Origin of the sequence: Leifsonia sp. AK011, assembly GCF_013410945.1 — a bacterium.
Classification (GTDB): domain Bacteria; phylum Actinomycetota; class Actinomycetes; order Actinomycetales; family Microbacteriaceae; genus Rhodoglobus.
On record NZ_JACCCH010000001.1, the window covers coordinates 1,731,204 to 1,750,730 of the forward strand.

The 19,527-nt window shown below is 62.8% G+C and carries 14 protein-coding genes and 3 rRNA genes; all 17 read left to right on the forward strand.

Annotation, left to right across the window (positions count from 1 at the left end; translation table 11 throughout):
- The first annotated feature begins 24 nt into the window (after window positions 1–24).
- The 17 genes from argH to xerD all read left to right on the forward strand — a co-directional run bounded on the left by argH (window position 25) and on the right by xerD (window position 19,494).
- The gene (gene argH / locus HDC94_RS08460; protein WP_179496642.1) at window positions 25–1,452 is read left to right on the forward strand and encodes an argininosuccinate lyase; all 1,428 of its coding nucleotides are present in this window, start codon (window positions 25–27) and stop codon (window positions 1,450–1,452) included.
- Complete coding sequence (locus tag HDC94_RS08465; RefSeq protein ID WP_179496644.1) at window positions 1,449–1,598, forward strand: hypothetical protein; 150 nt, start codon at window positions 1,449–1,451, stop codon at window positions 1,596–1,598. The genes argH and HDC94_RS08465 overlap by 4 nt, the downstream gene beginning before the upstream one ends.
- 37 nt (window positions 1,599–1,635) lie before the next feature.
- Window positions 1,636–2,511 (forward strand): DUF817 domain-containing protein, encoded by an 876-nt coding sequence (locus HDC94_RS08470; protein ID WP_179496646.1) that lies wholly within the window; start codon window positions 1,636–1,638, stop codon window positions 2,509–2,511.
- 30 nt (window positions 2,512–2,541) lie between these two features.
- On the forward strand, window positions 2,542–3,834 hold the full coding sequence (tyrS, locus tag HDC94_RS08475) for a tyrosine--tRNA ligase (protein ID WP_308495676.1): 1,293 nt from the start codon (window positions 2,542–2,544) through the stop codon (window positions 3,832–3,834).
- Window position 3,835: 1 nt separating this feature from the next.
- The gene (locus HDC94_RS08480) at window positions 3,836–4,618 is read left to right on the forward strand and encodes a DUF4184 family protein (RefSeq protein WP_179496650.1); all 783 of its coding nucleotides are present in this window, start codon (window positions 3,836–3,838) and stop codon (window positions 4,616–4,618) included.
- A 548-nt stretch (window positions 4,619–5,166) separates the two neighbouring features.
- Window positions 5,167–6,689, forward strand: a 16S ribosomal RNA gene (locus tag HDC94_RS08485).
- Window positions 6,690–7,149: 460 nt separating this feature from the next.
- A 23S ribosomal RNA gene (locus HDC94_RS08490) occupies window positions 7,150–10,266 on the forward strand.
- A gap of 138 nt (window positions 10,267–10,404) precedes the next feature.
- Window positions 10,405–10,521 (forward strand): 5S ribosomal RNA (rrf, locus tag HDC94_RS08495).
- Together the 16S, 23S and 5S rRNA genes form the textbook arrangement of a ribosomal RNA operon.
- A 113-nt stretch (window positions 10,522–10,634) precedes the next feature.
- The gene (locus tag HDC94_RS08500; protein ID WP_257021647.1) at window positions 10,635–11,582 is read left to right on the forward strand and encodes a hypothetical protein; all 948 of its coding nucleotides are present in this window, start codon (window positions 10,635–10,637) and stop codon (window positions 11,580–11,582) included.
- Window positions 11,554–12,573: an HAD-IIA family hydrolase gene (locus tag HDC94_RS08505; protein ID WP_179496652.1), complete on the forward strand. Its 1,020-nt coding sequence runs from the start codon at window positions 11,554–11,556 to the stop codon at window positions 12,571–12,573. Before HDC94_RS08500 ends, HDC94_RS08505 begins: the two co-directional genes overlap by 29 nt.
- Before the next feature lie 2 nt (window positions 12,574–12,575).
- Window positions 12,576–12,746: a hypothetical protein gene (locus tag HDC94_RS14605; RefSeq protein WP_257021648.1), complete on the forward strand. Its 171-nt coding sequence runs from the start codon at window positions 12,576–12,578 to the stop codon at window positions 12,744–12,746.
- On the forward strand, window positions 12,739–13,533 hold the full coding sequence (locus HDC94_RS08515) for a TlyA family RNA methyltransferase (protein WP_179496656.1): 795 nt from the start codon (window positions 12,739–12,741) through the stop codon (window positions 13,531–13,533). The genes HDC94_RS14605 and HDC94_RS08515 overlap by 8 nt, the downstream gene beginning before the upstream one ends.
- A gap of 31 nt (window positions 13,534–13,564) precedes the next feature.
- Window positions 13,565–14,491: an NAD kinase gene (locus HDC94_RS08520; protein WP_374757268.1), complete on the forward strand. Its 927-nt coding sequence runs from the start codon at window positions 13,565–13,567 to the stop codon at window positions 14,489–14,491.
- On the forward strand, window positions 14,488–16,182 hold the full coding sequence (recN, locus tag HDC94_RS08525) for a DNA repair protein RecN (protein WP_179496660.1): 1,695 nt from the start codon (window positions 14,488–14,490) through the stop codon (window positions 16,180–16,182). Before HDC94_RS08520 ends, recN begins: the two co-directional genes overlap by 4 nt.
- Window positions 16,183–16,215: 33 nt before the next feature.
- The gene (locus HDC94_RS08530) at window positions 16,216–17,946 is read left to right on the forward strand and encodes a CTP synthase (protein ID WP_179496662.1); all 1,731 of its coding nucleotides are present in this window, start codon (window positions 16,216–16,218) and stop codon (window positions 17,944–17,946) included.
- On the forward strand, window positions 17,939–18,577 hold the full coding sequence (locus HDC94_RS08535) for an NUDIX hydrolase (protein WP_179496664.1): 639 nt from the start codon (window positions 17,939–17,941) through the stop codon (window positions 18,575–18,577). The genes HDC94_RS08530 and HDC94_RS08535 overlap by 8 nt, the downstream gene beginning before the upstream one ends.
- A complete protein-coding gene (gene xerD, locus HDC94_RS08540; protein WP_179496666.1) occupies window positions 18,574–19,494 on the forward strand; it encodes a site-specific tyrosine recombinase XerD in 921 nt (306 codons plus the stop codon). The genes HDC94_RS08535 and xerD overlap by 4 nt, the downstream gene beginning before the upstream one ends.
- The last annotated feature ends 33 nt before the right edge of the window (window positions 19,495–19,527 follow it).

A 19,527-nucleotide genomic window follows, 5' to 3' on the forward strand; every position in this document is an offset into this window, starting at 1 on the left:
GGGCCGATCTCTAGACTGGACGCGATGTCGAACACAACTGGATCCACCGGCGAGGGTGCCCTCTGGGGGGCGCGCTTCGCGAGCGGTCCCTCGCCAGAACTGGCCGACCTCAGTCGCTCGACGCATTTCGACTGGGTGCTCGCCAAGTACGACATCGCGGGCTCCCACGCTCACGCCCGCGCGCTGGCCGAGGCCGGATACCTGACGGCGGACGAGGAGCGTGCGATGCACGCGGGTCTCGATGAGCTGCTGGTGCGCATCGACAACGGCACGCTTGTCGCACGGCCGGAGGATGAGGACGTGCACGGCGCCCTCGAGGCGGCGCTCATCGAGGTGGTCGGCGCGGATCTGGGCGGGCGTCTTCGTGCCGGTCGGAGTCGCAACGACCAGATCGCGACCCTCGTCCGCCTGTATCTTCTCGATCACGCCGGTGTCATCAACTCGCTGGTCGTCGACCTGATCGATGCGATCGTCGCGCAGTCCACCGCGCACGAGTCCGCGATCATGCCCGGGCGAACCCACCTTCAGCACGCGCAGCCAGTTCTGCTCGCGCACCACCTCCTAGCGCACGCCTGGCCGCTGGTGCGAACGCTTGAGCGTCTGCGTGACTGGAGAGTGCGGGCATCCACCAGTCCCTACGGCGCGGGCGCGCTCGCGGGCAGCTCCCTCGGTCTCGACCCAGGGCTCGTGGCATCCCAGTTGGGTCTCTCGGGCCCGACCGAGAACTCGATCGATGCCACGGCGAGCAGGGATGTTGTCGCGGAGTTCGCGTTCATCCTCGCTCAGCTCGGCATCGATGTGTCGCGGTTCGCAGAGGAGATCATCCTCTGGAACACGCGGGAGTTCGGCTTCGTGCGACTCGACGACGCCTACTCCACCGGGTCGTCGATCATGCCGCAGAAGAAGAACCCAGACATCGCGGAACTGGCCCGCGGCAAGGCGGGCAGGCTCATCGGCAACCTGACCGGCCTCCTTGCGACGCTCAAGGCCCTCCCGCTCGCGTACAACCGCGACCTGCAGGAGGACAAGGAGCCCGTCTTCGACTCGGTCACGACGATCGAGGTGCTCCTGCCTGCCTTCACGGGGATGATCGCCACCCTGCGGTTCGACACCGACCGCATGGCCGCCCTCGCCCCGCAGGGTTTTTCCCTCGCCACGGATGTCGCGGACTGGCTGGTCCGCCAGCGCGTGCCGTTCCGCGAGGCCCATGAGATCAGCGGGGCCCTCGTCGCCTTCTGCGAGGCGCACGACCTCGACCTGCATGAGCCATCGGATGCCCAGTACCTCGCGATCTCCCCACACCTCACCCCCGACGTCCGAGACGTACTGTCGGTGGCGGGTTCCGTGGCGAGCCGGTCGGGCGCCGGGGGTACCGCGCCCGCCAGGGTCGCGGAGCAGCGAGCCCAGCTGGTGGCCAGAGTTCGCGATCTCACCCCAAGGAGCACCTCATGACCCTCGACAAGGACAACAACCCGGATCCCGGATGGTGGCGCCGCGGCATGACGCAGCGTGCCCAGGTCATTGTGGCCGTCGTGGCCGGTGTGATCGTCGTCGGGGCTATCGTGTTCGCTGTCGCGTCGGGGATCAGCATCTTCTGAGCCTGTTCTCGTCCGCTGGATCGACGGAGGTGACTCGATGACCGGGTACACCTCGGCTGAGGCCCGCATCGACGGGTGGGCTCACCGCAGGCTCGATGGAGTTCCGCGCCACGGCTGGCGCGCCAGGGCGGTCGAGTTCGCCGTCTTCGTCCTGAAGCAGGCGTGGGCGAGCGTGTTCGCCGCCGCGATCCTGGGCCTCATCGTCGCGACGCGGCTCTGGTATCCCGACGACGCGCTCATCGCACGAAGCGACTTCCTCGTTCTCGGGGCCGTCACGATCCAGGTGCTCATGCTCGTGTTCCGTCTCGAGTCACTGCGCGAAGCTGGCGTCATCCTGATGTTCCACATCGTGGGCACCATCATGGAGCTCTTCAAGACCTCGGTCGGGTCCTGGGTGTACGAGGGCGACGGCATCCTGCAGCTCGGGGGAGTGCCGCTCTACAGCGGATTCATGTACGCGGCCGTCGGGTCCTACATGGTTCGCGTGTACCGCCTCTTCGACCTGCGCTTCGAGCGCTACCCGAGGCGATGGGTGACGGCGCTCCTCGCGGCCGCCATCTACGCGAACTTCTTCCTGCATCACTACTTCTGGGATGTCAGGATCGCCCTGTTTCTCGCGACCTTCGTCGTGTTCGGCTTCTGCACGATGCACGCGCGCGTCTTCAGGGCGACCATCCAGATGCCCGTCCTCGTCGCCTTCGTTCTCGTCGCCTCGTTCATCTGGTTCGCCGAGAACATCGGAACGTGGGCCAACGCCTGGCAGTACCCCGGCCAGGAGGATGGCTGGGAGCTCGTCTCGATCGCCAAACTCGGCTCGTGGTTCCTGCTGATCATCATCTCTGTGGTACTCGTGACCGTCCTCTACCCGCCAAGGCCTCCCGACCTCGATCCGCCGGAACGCATCGAGCAGTGAGTGTCGAGCGCTGGCGGTACGGTTGTTGTCGTGCCAGACCTGACCCTGCCTGCGAACGACCCGAGTTTCCCCGATGTCTGGGAGGAGATCACGTGGCGAGGTCTCGTCCACGTGTCGACGAACCCCGACGAGCTGAAGCAGCTGCTGGCAGGCCCTCCCATCACGTACTACTGCGGCTTCGACCCGACAGCTCCTAGCCTCCATCTGGGGAATCTCGTTCAACTGCTCCTGATGCGCCGTCTGCAGCTGGCTGGCCATCGACCGCTCGGCCTCGTGGGAGGCTCGACTGGCCTGATCGGCGATCCGCGTCCGACCGCAGAGCGCACCCTCAACGACGAGAGTGTCGTGGCGGAATGGGTCGGATACCTGCAGGGGCAGGTGGCGCGGTTCCTGAGTTTCGAAGGTGACAACGCGGCGCTGCTGGTCAACAACCTCGACTGGACGGCACCGCTGTCCGCGATCGAGTTCCTGCGGGACATCGGCAAGCATTTCCGGGTCGGCACGATGATCAAGAAGGATGCCGTGAGCGCCCGTCTCAACAGCGACGCCGGCATCAGCTACACCGAGTTCAGCTACCAGATACTCCAGGGCATGGATTTCCGGGAGCTCTACCGCACGTACGGATGCGTGCTGCAGACCGGGGGAAGCGACCAGTGGGGCAATCTCACGAGCGGCACCGATCTCATCCACAAGTCGGAGGGCGCCACCGCCCACGCCATCGGCACTCCGCTGATCACCAACTCGGACGGCACCAAGTTCGGCAAGAGCGAGGGCAACGCCGTGTGGCTCGATCCCACGATGACGAGCCCGTACGCGTTTTACCAGTTCTGGCTCAACACCGACGATGCCGACGTCATCCAGCGACTGAAGGTCTTCACGTTCCTCAGCCGCGAGGAGATCGAGCGGCTCGAGGGTGTGGTGGCCGCCGAGCCGTTCCGGCGCGAGGCACAGAAGATCCTCGCGTGGGAGGTCACCGGTCTCGTGCATGGGGCCGATGCCACGCGGGCCGCGATCGACGCATCCGAGGCGCTCTTCGGCCAGGGTGACCTCTCCGCGTTGGATGCCGCGACCCTCGAGTCCGCGCTCCGCGAGCTGCCGGGCACCACGTCGCCCTCGTCCACGTCGATTGCGCAACTCCTCGTCGATACGGGCCTCACGGCGAGCGCCAGCGAAGCGCGTCGGGCAATCGGTCAGGGTGGCGTCTACGTCAACAACGTCAAGGTCGAGGACGACCAGGCAACGCTCGAGCACACCGAACTCCTCTCGGGCATGGCGGTGCTGCGTCGCGGCAAGAAGACTCTCGCCGGCATATTCGTGGAGTAGCGTGCCCTTCACGCCGGCGCACGCTATCGTCGCGCTTCCTTTCATCCGGACTCCCTTGGTTCCCGGGGCGGTGGCGATCGGCGCGATGATGCCGGACCTGCCCTTGTACCTCCGTGTCGGACCCGACTACTGGACAACACACTCGTGGTGGGCCGTGATTCCCGTCGATCTGCCGCTCGCGCTCGGGCTCTTCCTGGTATGGCGGGTCCTACTTCGCCCTGCTGTTCCCGAGCTGGTTCCCGGGTGGTACGCGCGGCGCCTGCCCGATGCGTGGCGAGATGTCTCTGCCGGATGGCGCGATACCTGGGGCAGCTCACGCCGGACTCTCCTGCTCCTGCTCTCGCTGGCGATCGGAGTCGTGACCCATCTCGTATGGGACGCCTTCACGCACGAAGGACGCTGGGGGAGCGCCCTGATACCCGCGTTGAACGCCGAGCTCTCGGGTAGGCCGCTCTGGGAGTGGGTCGCACTCGCGAGCTCCGTGCTGGGACTCGCGGGCATTGGCCTCTGGGTCCAGATCTGGTGTGCACGGCAGATCCCACGGGATGTTACGTACCGGACGCCCACTCGGGTGCGCGTGATCGCGGCGGCCCTGGTGCCGCTGTCCCTCCTCGCGGCTGGAGTTCTCGTTGCCGTCCTCCGAGGCGACGGAAATTCTTCGGGATGGTTCCTGTTCCTCGAGCGCGTGGGCACCTCCGGGGGAGCGATCGCGCTGTGTGCGCTCACGCTCCTCGCCGCAGGAATCCGGGCAAGTCTGGCGCGACACGCCCGGGATGCGTCGTAATTTGCAGCACCTCCCAGATCCCCGTAATGTAATCACCTGTCACCCCAAAGGTGCGGAAAGTTCGGAGCGGTTCAACCCCCAACATTCCGGCCTCAAGAGGGACAACCACCCCCAAGTAAGTACGGATACTCCTTGTGAGATTCTGCTTCCAGGATTAGGGTGAAAACCCACCCAGCGGGTGCGTTCGGAGATCTGAAAGTCTCCGGCGGGTCGATTTGACTAACGCAGGCTTGGTGGTAAGTTAGACAAGTTGCCCGGCGCGAGAGCGGGAGGGTAACAAACAAAGGCAAGTTGCCCTGGAGCGACACGCGCAAGCGTGGAATCCAGGAGCGTCCGATCCTTGAGAACTCAACAGCGTGCACAATGTCAAATGCCAAAAACCCGTTGTGGTATTGACTGCGGCTCCATTCGGAGTTGACGTCACTAACACACGGATTCCTTTGGAAAAGATATAAACAACAAAGCAAGTCAGTATTGATTTGTTCTGTCAGTTTCAAACTTGTCATTGTTCGTCCTCCCATTCCGGAGGCAACGATGGCGCATAAACATTTATGGAGAGTTTGATCCTGGCTCAGGATGAACGCTGGCGGCGTGCTTAACACATGCAAGTCGAACGATGAACCCGGAGCTTGCTCCGGCGGATTAGTGGCGAACGGGTGAGTAACACGTGAGTAACCTGCCCTTGACTCTGGGATAAGCGTTGGAAACGACGTCTAATACCGGATACGACGCGCGAAGGCATCTTCTGCGCGTGGAAAGAATTTCGGTCAAGGATGGACTCGCGGCCTATCAGCTAGTTGGTGAGGTAACGGCCCACCAAGGCGACGACGGGTAGCCGGCCTGAGAGGGTGACCGGCCACACTGGGACTGAGACACGGCCCAGACTCCTACGGGAGGCAGCAGTGGGGAATATTGCACAATGGGCGCAAGCCTGATGCAGCAACGCCGCGTGAGGGACGACGGCCTTCGGGTTGTAAACCTCTTTTAGTAGGGAAGAAGCGAAAGTGACGGTACCTGCAGAAAAAGCACCGGCTAACTACGTGCCAGCAGCCGCGGTAATACGTAGGGTGCAAGCGTTATCCGGAATTATTGGGCGTAAAGAGCTCGTAGGCGGTTTGTCACGTCTGCTGTGAAAACTGGAGGCTCAACCTCCAGCCTGCAGTGGGTACGGGCAGACTAGAGTGCGGTAGGGGAGATTGGAATTCCTGGTGTAGCGGTGGAATGCGCAGATATCAGGAGGAACACCGATGGCGAAGGCAGATCTCTGGGCCGTAACTGACGCTGAGGAGCGAAAGCATGGGGAGCGAACAGGATTAGATACCCTGGTAGTCCATGCCGTAAACGTTGGGAACTAGATGTAGGGACCATTCCACGGTTTCTGTGTCGCAGCTAACGCATTAAGTTCCCCGCCTGGGGAGTACGGCCGCAAGGCTAAAACTCAAAGGAATTGACGGGGGCCCGCACAAGCGGCGGAGCATGCGGATTAATTCGATGCAACGCGAAGAACCTTACCAAGGCTTGACATATACGAGAACGGGCCAGAAATGGTCAACTCTTTGGACACTCGTAAACAGGTGGTGCATGGTTGTCGTCAGCTCGTGTCGTGAGATGTTGGGTTAAGTCCCGCAACGAGCGCAACCCTCGTTCTATGTTGCCAGCACGTAATGGTGGGAACTCATAGGAGACTGCCGGGGTCAACTCGGAGGAAGGTGGGGATGACGTCAAATCATCATGCCCCTTATGTCTTGGGCTTCACGCATGCTACAATGGCCGATACAAAGGGCTGCAATACCGTAAGGTGGAGCGAATCCCAAAAAGTCGGTCTCAGTTCGGATTGAGGTCTGCAACTCGACCTCATGAAGTCGGAGTCGCTAGTAATCGCAGATCAGCAACGCTGCGGTGAATACGTTCCCGGGCCTTGTACACACCGCCCGTCAAGTCATGAAAGTCGGTAACACCCGAAGCCAGTGGCCTAACCGCAAGGAGGGAGCTGTCGAAGGTGGGATCGGTGATTAGGACTAAGTCGTAACAAGGTAGCCGTACCGGAAGGTGCGGCTGGATCACCTCCTTTCTAAGGAGCACGTGCTGCTCTCCTCTGTATACAGGGAGAACAAAGCAGCCAAGTCGTACTGACCTGTTCGGGTCAGACGGCGCTCATGGGTGGAACATTGACATTGTGACCAGGTAAGGATCTTGCCTCTCAGTACGCGCTGTGTTTTTCGTCTCGACGACGAACACAACGCAGGAACGGATGCTCGACTCGAGTCTGGTCTTCTGCACGCTGTTGGGTCCTGAGGGACCGGGCCGGCGCCTTCGGGTGTCGATCGGACCTCTGGACCTTGTTGTGACTAGCCCCTAGGGCTTGGCACACGGGGTACCGCCCGTATTTTGAGAACTACACAGTGGACGCGAGCATCTTAGATTCGAACCGAAAGGTTCGGATCACATAAACGATGACTCCTGACTCTTGTCAGGACAATCATTGGTCTATCTCCAGCCTTCGGGCTGGCGATCGATTCAAACTCATGTGATATCAATTTTCTAAGAGCAGACGGTGGATGCCTTGGCATCTGGAGCCGAAGAAGGACGTATAAATCTGCGATAAGCCTCGGGGAGCTGATAATAGAGCTTTGATCCGAGGATTTCCGAATGGGGAAACCCCGCCAGGCGAAGCAATTCGACCTGGTGACTCCCGCCTGAATATATAGGGCGGGTAGAGGGAACGTGGGGAAGTGAAACATCTCAGTACCCACAGGAAGAGAAAACAACCGTGATTCCGTTAGTAGTGGCGAGCGAAATCGGAAGAGGCCAAACCGATCATGTGTGATAGCCGGCAGGCGTTGCATGGTCGGGGTAGCGGGACTTTTCAGCTGTTACTGCCGTACAGCAAGCGTTACAACGACATATAGACGAAGTGGATTGAAAGCCACGCCATAGAGGGTGCCAGCCCCGTAGTTGAAATGTGTCAATGGCGCGAAGAGTATCCCAAGTAGCACGGGGCCCGAGAAATCCCGTGTGAATCTGCCAGGACCACCTGGTAAGCCTAAATACTCCCAGATGACCGATAGCGGACAAGTACCGTGAGGGAAAGGTGAAAAGTACCCCGGGAGGGGAGTGAAATAGTACCTGAAACCGTCTGCTTACAAACCGTTGGAGCCTCCTTAGTAGGGGTGACAGCGTGCCTTTTGAAGAATGAGCCTGCGAGTTAGCGATCAGTGGCGAGGTTAACCCGAGAGGGGTAGCCGTAGCGAAAGCGAGTCTGAATAGGGCGATACAGTCGCTGGTCCTAGACCCGAAGCGAAGTGATCTATCCATGGCCAGGTTGAAGCGACGGTAAGACGTCGTGGAGGACCGAACCCACTTCAGTTGAAAATGGAGGGGATGAGCTGTGGATAGGGGTGAAAGGCCAATCAAACTTCGTGATAGCTGGTTCTCTCCGAAATGCATTTAGGTGCAGCGTTGCGTGTTTCTTGCCGGAGGTAGAGCTACTGGATAGCTGATGGGCCCCAAAAGGTTACTGACGTTAGCCAAACTCCGAATGCCGGTAAGTGAGAGCGCAGCAGTGAGACGGTGGGGGATAAGCTTCATCGTCGAGAGGGAAACAACCCAGACTACCAACTAAGGTCCCCAAGCGTGTGCTAAGTGGGAAAGGATGTGGAGTTGCAGAGACAACCAGGAGGTTGGCTTAGAAGCAGCCACCCTTGAAAGAGTGCGTAATAGCTCACTGGTCAAGTGATTCCGCGCCGACAATGTAACGGGGCTCAAGCACACCACCGAAGTTGTAGATTTCGTGTATTAGCTAGGCATTTATGTCCAGGCGCACGGAGTGGTAGGAGAGCGTCGTGTGGCGAGTGAAGCGGCGGTGTAAACCAGCCGTGGACGCCACACGAGTGAGAATGCAGGCATGAGTAGCGAAAGACGGGTGAGAAACCCGTCCTCCGAAAGACCAAGGGTTCCAGGGCCAGGCTAATCCGCCCTGGGTAAGTCGGGACCTAAGGCGAGGCCGACAGGCGTAGTCGATGGACAACGGGTTGATATTCCCGTACCGGCGAAGAACCGCCCAAGCTAATCCAGTAGTGCTAAGAGTCCTAATCCGGACGACTGATCCCTTCGGGGTGACGCATCCGGCCTAACGCTCGACCCCATGCTGGTGCGGTTAGCGTATTAACAGGTGTGACGCAGGAAGGTAGCCGTACCGGGCGATGGTTGTCCCGGTGTAAGGACGTAGGGCGAGAGATAGGCAAATCCGTCTCTCACATAGCCTGAGATCTGATGCATACCCCTCACGGGGGAATTCGGTGATCCTATGCTGCCAAGAAAAGCATCGACGCGAGGTTCTAGCTGCCCGTACCCCAAACCGACTCAGGTGGTCAGGTAGAGAATACCAAGGAGATCGAGAGAATCGTGGTTAAGGAACTCGGCAAAATGCCCCCGTAACTTCGGGAGAAGGGGGGCCTGAGGCGTGACGGAATTTACTTCCCGAGCGTTTGAAGGCCGCAGAGACCAGTGGGAAGCGACTGTTTACTAAAAACACAGGTCCGTGCTAAGTCGCAAGACGATGTATACGGACTGACGCCTGCCCGGTGCTGGAAGGTTAAGAGGAGCGGTTAGTCGTAAGGCGAAGCTGCGAATTTAAGCCCCAGTAAACGGCGGTGGTAACTATAACCATCCTAAGGTAGCGAAATTCCTTGTCGGGTAAGTTCCGACCTGCACGAATGGCGTAACGACTTCCCAGCTGTCTCAACCGCGAACTCGGCGAAATTGCACTACGAGTAAAGATGCTCGTTACGCGCAGAAGGACGGAAAGACCCCGTGACCTTTACTATAGCTTTGTATTGGTGTTCGGTGTGGCTTGTGTAGGATAGGTGGGAGACTGTGAAGCTTGGACGCTAGTTCAGGTGGAGTCATTGTTGAAATACCACTCTGGTCACTCTGGATATCTAACTTCGAACCGTGATCCGGTTCAGGGACAGTGCATGGTGGGTAGTTTAACTGGGGCGGTTGCCTCCCAAAAAGTAACGGAGGCGCCCAAAGGTTCCCTCAACCTGGTTGGCAATCAGGTGTCGAGTGTAAGTGCACAAGGGAGCTTGACTGTGAGACTGACAGGTCGAGCAGGGACGAAAGTCGGGACTAGTGATCCGGCAGTGGCTTGTGGAAGCGCTGTCGCTCAACGGATAAAAGGTACCTCGGGGATAACAGGCTGATCTTGCCCAAGAGTCCATATCGACGGCATGGTTTGGCACCTCGATGTCGGCTCGTCGCATCCTGGGGCTGGAGTAGGTCCCAAGGGTTGGGCTGTTCGCCCATTAAAGCGGTACGCGAGCTGGGTTTAGAACGTCGTGAGACAGTTCGGTCCCTATCCTCTGCGCGCGCAGGAAATTTGAGAAGAGCTATCCCTAGTACGAGAGGACCGGGATGGACGAACCTCTGGTGTGTCAGTTGTTCCGCCAGGAGCACCGCTGATTAGCTACGTTCGGAACGGATAACCGCTGAAAGCATCTAAGCGGGAAGCCGGCTTCAAGATGAGATTTCCATGACTTCGGTCGAGAGGCTCCCAGCTAGACTACTGGGTTGATAGGCGGGATGTGGAAGCGAGGACTAAAGACTCGTGGAGCTGACCCGTACTAATAAGCCGATAAATTGATAACACTCCACCCTTCGAGGGTGAATGAGAAGATATTCGCGTCCACTTTGTGGTTCCCGATTTACGGTCGGGAACTGCGTCCAGAAACTGATCCTTTGAGATCAAGCGTTCTGGCCAATTTCGATACATAAATCAATAGTGTTTCGGCGGCCATAGCGAGAGGGAAACGCCCGGTCACATTCCGAACCCGGAAGCTAAGACTCTCTGCGCCGATGGTACTGCAAGGGGGACCTTGTGGGAGAGTAGGACACCGCCGGACTTCTTTGTGAAATGGCCACCCATTCTGTTGAAAGACAGAGTCGGGTGGCCATTTTGCGTTAAGTCACCACCTCGCCGCGTTCGCGGCTGTAAAGCAGGACCCAGGAGGCCCCCATGACCGATTCACGTGACGATCGACCGTCTCGTCCTCGCAGTGGGGGAGCCGGATCCGGTCGAGACAACTCCAGGGGCAAGCCGCCCCGCTCCGGTCAGGGTCGACCGGAGGAGAAGCGTCTGTGGACGAAGGGCGGAGCCCCCGCTCGCGGTGACCGCTCTGCTCGAGAGCGTGAGCCGGAGATTGACCGGGATCCGTTCGGCACGAAGTCGGTTCGTCCGCGGCACGATGACCCGGAGATCCCCGAGTCGGTAACCGCTGCCGACCTCGATCGTGTTGCTCGCAACGAACTGAAGACCCTGAGCAAGGAGAACGCTGAGGAGGTCGCCCGGCACCTTGCGATGGCAGCCCGGCTGATTGACGACGACCCGGAGCTTGCACACCGCCATGCGATCTCGGCGTCACGCAGGGCCGGTCGCATCGGAGTGGCCCGGGAGACTCTTGCCATTACGGCGTACGCCATCGGAGACTACGCACTCGCCCTTCGCGAGCTCAGGACCTACCGTCGCATCACGGGTCGCGATGACCAGCTGCCCATGATGGTTGACAGCGAACGCGGCCTGGGTCGGCCGGATCGTGCACTCGAACTCGGACGCTCGGTTCCGAGGGTGTCTCTCCCCGTTCCCGTGCAGGTTGAGCTTGCGATCGCCATGTCGGGCGCGCGTCTGGACCAGGAGAACCCCGAGGCCGCACTTCAGGAGCTGGAGATCCCGCAACTCGATCCCACGACCGCGTACTCGTGGAGCGCTTCGCTGTTCGCGGCGTATGCGACCGTGCTTGAGGACCTCGGTCGACAGGCCGAAGCCGACCAGTGGTGGAAACGCGCCGACATCGCGGCTGAGGCCATCGACCCCGATGACGACGACACGATCGAGGTCATCGAAGAGGAACTGAGTGTCGAGGGTTTCCCGTCGACGGATGAGGGCGAGGGGCGGCCGAGTGCCTGAGTCGATCCTGGACGATGTGGACGTCATCCTTGCCGACCTTGACGGTGTCATCTACCGGGGGGCCGGTCCCATCGAATATGCCGTCGAGAGCATAAACGCGCTCGACTCTCGCCTTCGCGTCGGTTATCTGACCAACAATGCCTCGCGTTCCGATGCGACGGTAGCGGCACACCTTGTCGATCTGGGGCTGCATGTCGTTGCATCCGACGTCGTCACGTCACCCCAGGCCGCCATGACGCTTCTCGCCGGCCTCGTGCCGGAGGGCTCGACGATCCTCGTCGTGGGAGGCGAGGGCCTCACGGTCGAACTCGAGCGCCGAGGGTTCGTGGTGACCCGTACGGCCGAGGATTCACCCGCGGCCGTGGTGCAGGGGTTCGACCCTAGTGTCGGCTGGCTGCAGTTGGCCGAGGCATCCTTCGTGCTCGGTGGCGCGGCGGGGGCCGACATTCCCTGGGTTGCCACGAACACCGACTGGACGATCCCACAGGCTCGAGGCACCGCACCCGGCAACGGAACACTGGTGTCTGCCGTGCACACGGCAGTCGGACGCCTGCCGCTGGTGGCAGGTAAGCCGGAAGTCGCGATCTACGAGGAGGCCTTCGCTCGATTCGGCTCCCGTCGCGCCCTGATGATCGGGGATCGCCTGGACACCGACATCCTCGGGGCCAATCGCGCCGGCATCCCCTCGGCTCTCGTCCTGACCGGAATCGACCAGGCCAAGCAGGTGCTCGCTGCGGTACCGGACCAGCGACCGACGTACATCCTGGACGACCTGAGGGGTCTCCACGAGCCGTATCCGGAGACGCAGACCGTCGAGGAGGGCGACTCGGTCCTGACGATCGTCGGCAGCGCGAGAGTACGGCGACGCGCTCACGTTCTCACGGCGGAGGCGGGAAGTGGGCTCGACCTTCTGCGGGCCGGCTGTGCGGCGATCTGGAACTCCGGGGCGACGATCTATGCCCTCGACGTTCCACCCGAACTATATTCGTGAGCATGACGAGCGATCCTTCGACCAACGACCCAGCAGAGCAGGACGGCCTGCTGTCGCGCCTCCGAGTGATCGAGGACCAACCGCTCGAGACGCGTGCCGACGCGTTGGCCCAGCTGCACGAGGAGCTGAAGGCACGCCTCGAAGGGGGCGATTCACCGGGGACGCATGGCTGACTCGCGGCTTGATGCTGCGGTGGCCGCTCGCGGCCTCGCACGCTCGCGGTCGCATGCTGCGACGCTGATCACGCAGGGTCTGGTCACCGTGGACGGAGTGGGTGTCGTGAAGCCCGCGCATCGCGTGGGTGACACCCAATCGATCGAGGTGGCGAACACTGACCACTATGTGAGCAGGGCAGCACACAAGCTCATCGCAGCACTCGACACATTCCCGATCGATCCCCGTGGTCGGCTGGCGATCGACGTGGGAGCGTCAACGGGCGGATTCACGCAGGTTCTCCTTGAACGCGGAGCTCGCTCCGTGATCTCCCTCGATGTTGGCCACGGACAACTCGCAGAACCGGTTCGGTCGGATCCCCGCGTTCGCAACCTCGAGGGCGTGAACGCGCGCTATCTGCAGCCCGAGACCCTCGCCGAGCAGGCGGGAACGACGGAGAGGCCAAGCCTGGTGGTGGGCGACCTGTCGTTCATCTCGCTCGGCATAGTGCTCCCGGGGATGCTCGCTGTGGCCGAGACTGGTGCCGACTTCGTGCTGCTGGTGAAGCCGCAGTTCGAGGTCGGGAGGACGGGCATCCGTGAGGGGGTCGTGCGCACGGCGGCGCTCCGGGACGAGGCTGTCATGGGGGTGTTATGGGCCGCATGGGACCTCGGGCTCGGGACCGCGGGCATCCTTCCCTCCCCAATCGTCGGTACCGCGGGCAATCGCGAGTATCTCGCCTGGTTGAGCGCGGAGCGCGGCAGCAATCCGGCAGAATGGAGTGCAGCCGTTTCCGCGATCGCGTGACGCGAATGCTGCGATGGGACGTGGAGGGCTCGTGACATCCGAACGACACATCCTCGTCGTCGCGCACACCGGGCGCGCTGAGTCGCTTGAGGCGGCGCTCGAGGTCTGCCGGCAGTTGATGGCCGATGGGCTCGTGCCCGTGCTCCCCGAGGACGGGCACGGCCAGATTGTGGAGGCGGCTCCGGATCTGGTCGGCGCCGCGATCCTGGACGTCGATGTGCAGAAGCACGAACTCGAGCTCGTCATCGTGCTGGGTGGGGATGGCACCATCCTCCGTGCCGCCGAGCTTGCTCGCGGATGCTCAGCGCCCCTGCTCGGCGTGAACCTCGGGCACGTGGGTTTCCTCGCCGAGAGCGAGCGCGAGGAACTCGGCGAGACGGTGGCCCGCGCGCTGGCCCAGGACTACGAGGTCGAGGAGCGCATGACGCTCTCAGTGCGCGTGAAGCTCGACGGTGAGGTCATCTACGAAACATGGGCCCTCAATGAGGCCTCCGTTGAGAAGGCCAACCGCGAACGCATGCTCGAGGTCGTGGTCGAGGTGGACGGTCGCCCGCTGTCGACGTTCGGATGTGACGGTGTCGTCATGTCCACGCCGACGGGTTCCACGGCCTACTCGTTCTCCGCGGGAGGGCCGGTGGTCTGGCCCAGCCTGGACGCCATGCTCCTCGTTCCGATCAGCGCGCACGCCCTGTTCTCCCGCCCGTTGGTCGTGGGCCCCGAGTCCGCGTTGGCGGTCGAAATTCTCGAGCGCACACCCGGGGGAGCGGTGCTCTGGGCCGATGGCCGCAGGACCTTCGAGCTGCCCCCGCGCGCCAGGGTCGTCGTGAGACGGTCACCGGTGCCGGTGGTGCTGGCGCGGCTCCAGCAGGCACCCTTCACCGACCGGCTGGTCAACAAGTTCGCACTCCCGGTCACGGGATGGCGCGGGCCCGGAAGCGAGGAAGGCGCTCGCCCGTGATCGAGGAGATCTCCATTCGCGATCTCGGCGTGATCGGCGAAGCCCGGCTTCCCCTGGGTCCGGGATTCACCGCGCTCACGGGTGAGACAGGCGCGGGTAAGACCATGATCGTGACCGCGCTCGGACTGTTGCTCGGTGAGCGGGCCGACAGCGCGGCCATTCGCTCCGGCAGCCCGCAGGCCGTCGTCGAGGGGCGCTGGGTCGTTGACCCCGAGGGGGCAGTGGCGGAGCGTGTGAGGGATGCTGGCGGTGACCTCGATGATGGGGACCTCATTCTCGGCCGGTCTGTTTCTGCCGAAGGCCGAAGCCGGGCGTTCGTCGGGGGTCGCAGCGCGCCCATCGGCGTCCTCAACGAGATCGGCCAGCAGTTGGTCGTCGTCCACGGGCAGTCCGACCAGATCCGCCTGCGTTCCGCGACGGCGCAGCGCGAGGCGCTTGATCGCTTCGGCGGTGAGACTCTTGAGACTCTCCTGACGGAGTACTCCGCGGTCTTCCGCCGGTGGCAGACCGCTCAGGGAGAGCTTGATGTGCTGGTCGCGGAACGTGACCGGCGTGCGCGTGAAGCGGAGGACCTGCGCGTCGCAATCGCGGAGATCGAGGCCGTCGCACCGACCCGCGGTGAGGACGCCGCGCTCGCCGAACGCGCCGACCGCCTCACGAACGTTGAGGACCTGCGTTTCGCCGCGGCGGAGTCGCACGAGCTTCTCTCGTCCGAGTCACCGGAGGAGGCCAGGGACGCCGTGGGGCTTCTCGGCATCGCCCGCCGCAACCTTGAGAGGGTGTCGGTGCATGACGCGGAGCTCGGCTCCATCGCCGAGGCGTTGGCCGAGGCATCCCTCGCCGTCAGCGAGGTCTCGGCACGACTCGCGAGCTACCTGAGCTCGCTCGACACCGATAGCGCACAGGAGCTCGAGAGCGTTCAGAACCGTCGCGCCGAGCTGAACGCGCTTGTACGCAAGTACGGCCCGACCCTTGACGACGCCATCGACTTCCTCGATTCGGGAAGCTCGCGGCTCCTCGAGCTCGACAGCGATTCGACGCGCATCGAGTCACTCGGCGACGAGGTGCAGCGGGATCGCGCCGAAGTGATGGCGCTCGCTGAGACGATCAGCGAGCGTCGCCGCGAGGCAGCGCGCGAGCTGTCGACGCGAGTCACCGAGGAACTCGGCGCGCTGGCGATGCCCGATGCTCGGCTGCTCATCACCGTGGAGGACCGCCAGGACTACTCGCCGCTCGGCAAGGACCAGGTGAGTTTTCTCCTGGCTCCGCACCCCGGCGCAGAACCTCGGCCGCTCGGTCGAGGCGCGTCGGGAGGCGAGCTCTCCCGGGTCATGCTCGCCATTGAAGTCGTTCTGGCTGGAGTCGACCCTGTGCCGACGTTCATCTTCGACGAGATCGACGCCGGCGTCGGCGGAGCCTCGGCGATCGAGGTGGGCAGGCGACTCGCGGAGCTGAGCGCGTCAGCGCAGGTCATCGTGGTGACCCATCTTGCCCAGGTTGCTGCTTTCGCTACGAATCACCTCCGGGTGCTCAAGGACCGGGACGGAGCCGTCACGGAGTCGAACGTTGAACAACTGGAGGGCGATGAGCGATTGTCTGAGATGGCTCGGTTGCTCTCCGGACTCCCCGATTCCGAGAGCGGCCTCGCCCACGCGCGGGAGCTTCTCGACCTTGCAGCGCAGAAACGGTGACCATTCGGGAATTGCGTGCCGCGAGTCGGGCGAATGCGTCCCCAACGTCGAATAGGATGGAACCCCGTGGTGGATAATTCTCACGAGGCCGTTACTAAGCACATCTTCGTCACCGGGGGCGTCGTCTCCTCTCTCGGTAAAGGCCTGACCGCCGCGAGTCTGGGCAACCTTCTCACCGCGCGCGGATTGCGCGTGGTCATGCAGAAGCTTGATCCCTACCTCAACGTCGATCCGGGCACGATGAACCCGTTCCAGCACGGAGAGGTGTTCGTCACGGATGACGGTGCCGAGACCGACCTGGACATCGGCCACTACGAGCGCTTCCTGGACATCAACCTCAACCAGGCGGCCAACGTGACCACCGGGCAGATCTACTCGCAGGTCATCGCGAGGGAGCGCCGCGGCGAGTACCTCGGCGACACCGTCCAGGTGATCCCGCACATCACCGACGAGATCAAGCGACGGATGCGACTGCAGGCGCAGCCCGGACCCGACGGCGAGCCCGCACCCGACGTGATCATCACGGAGATCGGCGGAACCGTCGGCGACATCGAGAGCCAGCCCTTCATCGAGGCCGCGCGCCAGGTGCGCCATGAACTCACCCGTCGCAACGTGTTCTTCGTGCACGTCTCCCTCGTTCCCTTCATGGGAGCTTCTGGAGAGCAGAAGACCAAGCCGACCCAGCACTCCGTCGCCGCCCTCCGCTCGATCGGGATCCAGCCCGACGCCCTCGTGCTGCGCAGCGACCGCCCCGTCTCCGACAGCAACAAGCGCAAGATCGCGCTCATGTGCGATGTTGACGAGGCTGCCGTCGTCAACGCGGTCGACGTGCCCAGCATCTACGACATTCCGACGATGCTGCACGACCAGGGACTCGATGCGTACATCATCGACCAGCTGGGGCTGGTCGCGGGTGACGTCGTCTGGGATGGCTGGAATGATCTGCTCAAGGCCGTGCACGAACCCAAGTACGAGGTGACGATCGGCCTTGTCGGCAAGTACATCGACCTGCCGGATGCCTACCTCTCCGTCACCGAGGCACTGAAGGCTGGCGGTTTCGCTCACCAGGCGAAGGTCTCCATCCGTTGGGTGCCCTCCGACGAATGTGAGACGCCCGAGGGCGCGGCGCGCATGATCGGCGACCTGGACGGCATCCTCGTGCCTGGTGGCTTCGGCGTCCGCGGCATCGAGGGAAAGCTCGGCGCGCTGAAGTTCGCCCGCGAGAACGCAATCCCCGCTCTCGGCCTGTGCCTCGGCCTCCAGTGCATGGTCATCGAGTACGCGCGTGACGTTGCGGGTCTCGCCGGAGCATCCTCCTCCGAGTTCGACCCGGAAACCGAGTTCCCGGTGATCGCCACCATGGCCGAGCAGGTCGACATCATCGCAGACGGCAACCTCGGCGGAACCATGCGCCTCGGCCTGTACGAGGCGGCACTCGAGCCCGGCTCGATCGTCGAGGAGCTCTACGGTGCGCCGACGATCGCGGAACGTCACCGTCACCGCTACGAGGTCAACAACGCGTACCGCGAGCTGATAGCGGATGCCGGACTGAAGTTCTCCGGAATCTCCCCGGACCGCACCCTCGTCGAGTTCGTGGAACTTCCGCGCGAGGTGCACCCCTTCTACGTGGGAACCCAGGCCCACCCGGAACTGCGTTCGCGTCCCAACCGGGCCCACCCGCTCTTCCGCGGCCTGATCGGTGCTGCCCTCGAGCGCCAGCAGGCTTCGCGCCTCTTCGAGGTGCCGGAACCGGACGATGCCTGACACCAGCTCCGAGCCTCTCGCGGATGAGCACGTCGCCCTCGTGGTGACCTCGTCCACTCGCGAGTTCGCGGGGCGCGTGTGGGACATCCGACGCGAGACCTTCGGCATGGGCGGCACGGACGTGGTGCGGGACTTCGTCGACCACACCGGGGCCGTCGCGGTGCTCGCGATGGATGAGGAGGGCCGGGTGCTTGCGATCCAGCAGTACCGGCATCCGGTGCGCTCCCGCGACTGGGAGTTGCCAGCGGGCCTCCTCGATATGGCGGGGGAGGACCCACTGGTAGCGGCGCAGCGTGAGCTCGCCGAGGAGGCCGACCTCGTGGCATCCGAGTGGAACGTGCTTTCCGACATCATGACGAGTCCGGGCGGAAGCAATGAGGTGATCCGCGTCTACCTCGCGCGTGGCGTCTCGGCGTCCGACGAGACCTTTGATCGCACCGAGGAGGAGGCGGAGATCGTGCTGCGCTGGGTCACCCTCGACGATGCCGTGCAGGCGGTGCTCGAGCGCCGCGTGCAGAACTCGATCCTCTGCGTGGCCGTGCTCGCAGCTCACGCTGCTCGCGAGCGCGGGTGGAGCACACTCGGTGCTGCGGATGCCGCGTGGCCGCAGCGCGACACCGTGAGGGCATGACCGTCCGGCAGCTCTCCGTGGCCGATTCGGTCGGCCGCTACCTCCGTCACGTCTCGATCGAGCGGGGACTGTCCGCGAACACTGTGCAGGCCTACAGGCGTGATCTCCTCGCCTACGTCGACTCGCTCGCGACAAGGGGCATCACCCGTCCCGAGGAGATCTCCGGTGCCGATGTCGCGGCATTCTCGACCGAACTCCGCACTCGTGCAGAGCGGCCGCTCACGGCATCCTCCATGGCTCGCGTCCTGTCTTCGATTCGCGGATTCCATCGGTTCCTGCTCGACGAGGGGCAGGTCGCCGTGGATGTCGCGGCCGACACGAAGCCTCCGAAGCTCGGCTTGCGCCTCCCGAAGGCGATCACCATCGAGCAGATGGACGCCGTGCTCGCCGCGACTGAGGGCGATGACATCCGTTCGCTGAGGGACCGCGCACTGCTCGAGCTCCTCTACGCGACGGGTGCCCGAGTGTCCGAGGTCGTCGACCTCAATGTCGACGACGTGATCGATGGCGATGTGGTGAGACTCACGGGTAAGGGAAACAAACAGCGCATTGTTCCCGTGGGCAGCTTTGCGCGGAGGGCGCTCGATGCCTACCTCGTGAGGGCACGTCCTCTGCTGTCGGCAACCGGTCGATCGACCCCGGCCCTTTTCCTCGGGATGCGCGGCCAGCGTCTGTCACGCCAGAACGCCTGGCTCGTGATCCAGGCTGCGGCCGAACGTGCACACCTGGGCGTGAAGATCTCGCCTCACACCTTCCGGCACTCCTTTGCGACGCACCTCCTGGCAGGGGGAGCGGATGTCCGGGTTGTTCAGGAACTTCTGGGCCACTCATCGGTGGCAACCACACAGATCTACACCCTCGTGACCGTCGACACGCTCCGCGACATGTACACGACGGCGCATCCCCGAGCCCGCTGAACCTTCAACCAGAGGTAGAGGCGACCCTGCGCG

What these genes read in the sequence shown, in the direction of transcription:
- HDC94_RS08500 (WP_257021647.1), top strand. Translation starts at nt 10,635, where the DNA reads ATGACCGATTCACGTGACGATCGACCGTCTCGTCCTCGCAGTGGGGGA.
- HDC94_RS08470 (WP_179496646.1), top strand. Translation starts at nt 1,636, where the DNA reads ATGACCGGGTACACCTCGGCTGAGGCCCGCATCGACGGGTGGGCTCAC.
- xerD (WP_179496666.1), top strand. Translation starts at nt 18,574, where the DNA reads ATGACCGTCCGGCAGCTCTCCGTGGCCGATTCGGTCGGCCGCTACCTC.
- HDC94_RS08465 (WP_179496644.1), top strand. Translation starts at nt 1,449, where the DNA reads ATGACCCTCGACAAGGACAACAACCCGGATCCCGGATGGTGGCGCCGC.
- HDC94_RS08515 (WP_179496656.1), top strand. Translation starts at nt 12,739, where the DNA reads ATGGCTGACTCGCGGCTTGATGCTGCGGTGGCCGCTCGCGGCCTCGCA.
- HDC94_RS08530 (WP_179496662.1), top strand. Translation starts at nt 16,216, where the DNA reads ATGCGTCCCCAACGTCGAATAGGATGGAACCCCGTGGTGGATAATTCT.
- HDC94_RS08535 (WP_179496664.1), top strand. Translation starts at nt 17,939, where the DNA reads ATGCCTGACACCAGCTCCGAGCCTCTCGCGGATGAGCACGTCGCCCTC.
- HDC94_RS08505 (WP_179496652.1), top strand. Translation starts at nt 11,554, where the DNA reads ATGAGGGCGAGGGGCGGCCGAGTGCCTGAGTCGATCCTGGACGATGTG.
- HDC94_RS14605 (WP_257021648.1), top strand. Translation starts at nt 12,576, where the DNA reads ATGACGAGCGATCCTTCGACCAACGACCCAGCAGAGCAGGACGGCCTG.
- argH (WP_179496642.1), top strand. Translation starts at nt 25, where the DNA reads ATGTCGAACACAACTGGATCCACCGGCGAGGGTGCCCTCTGGGGGGCG.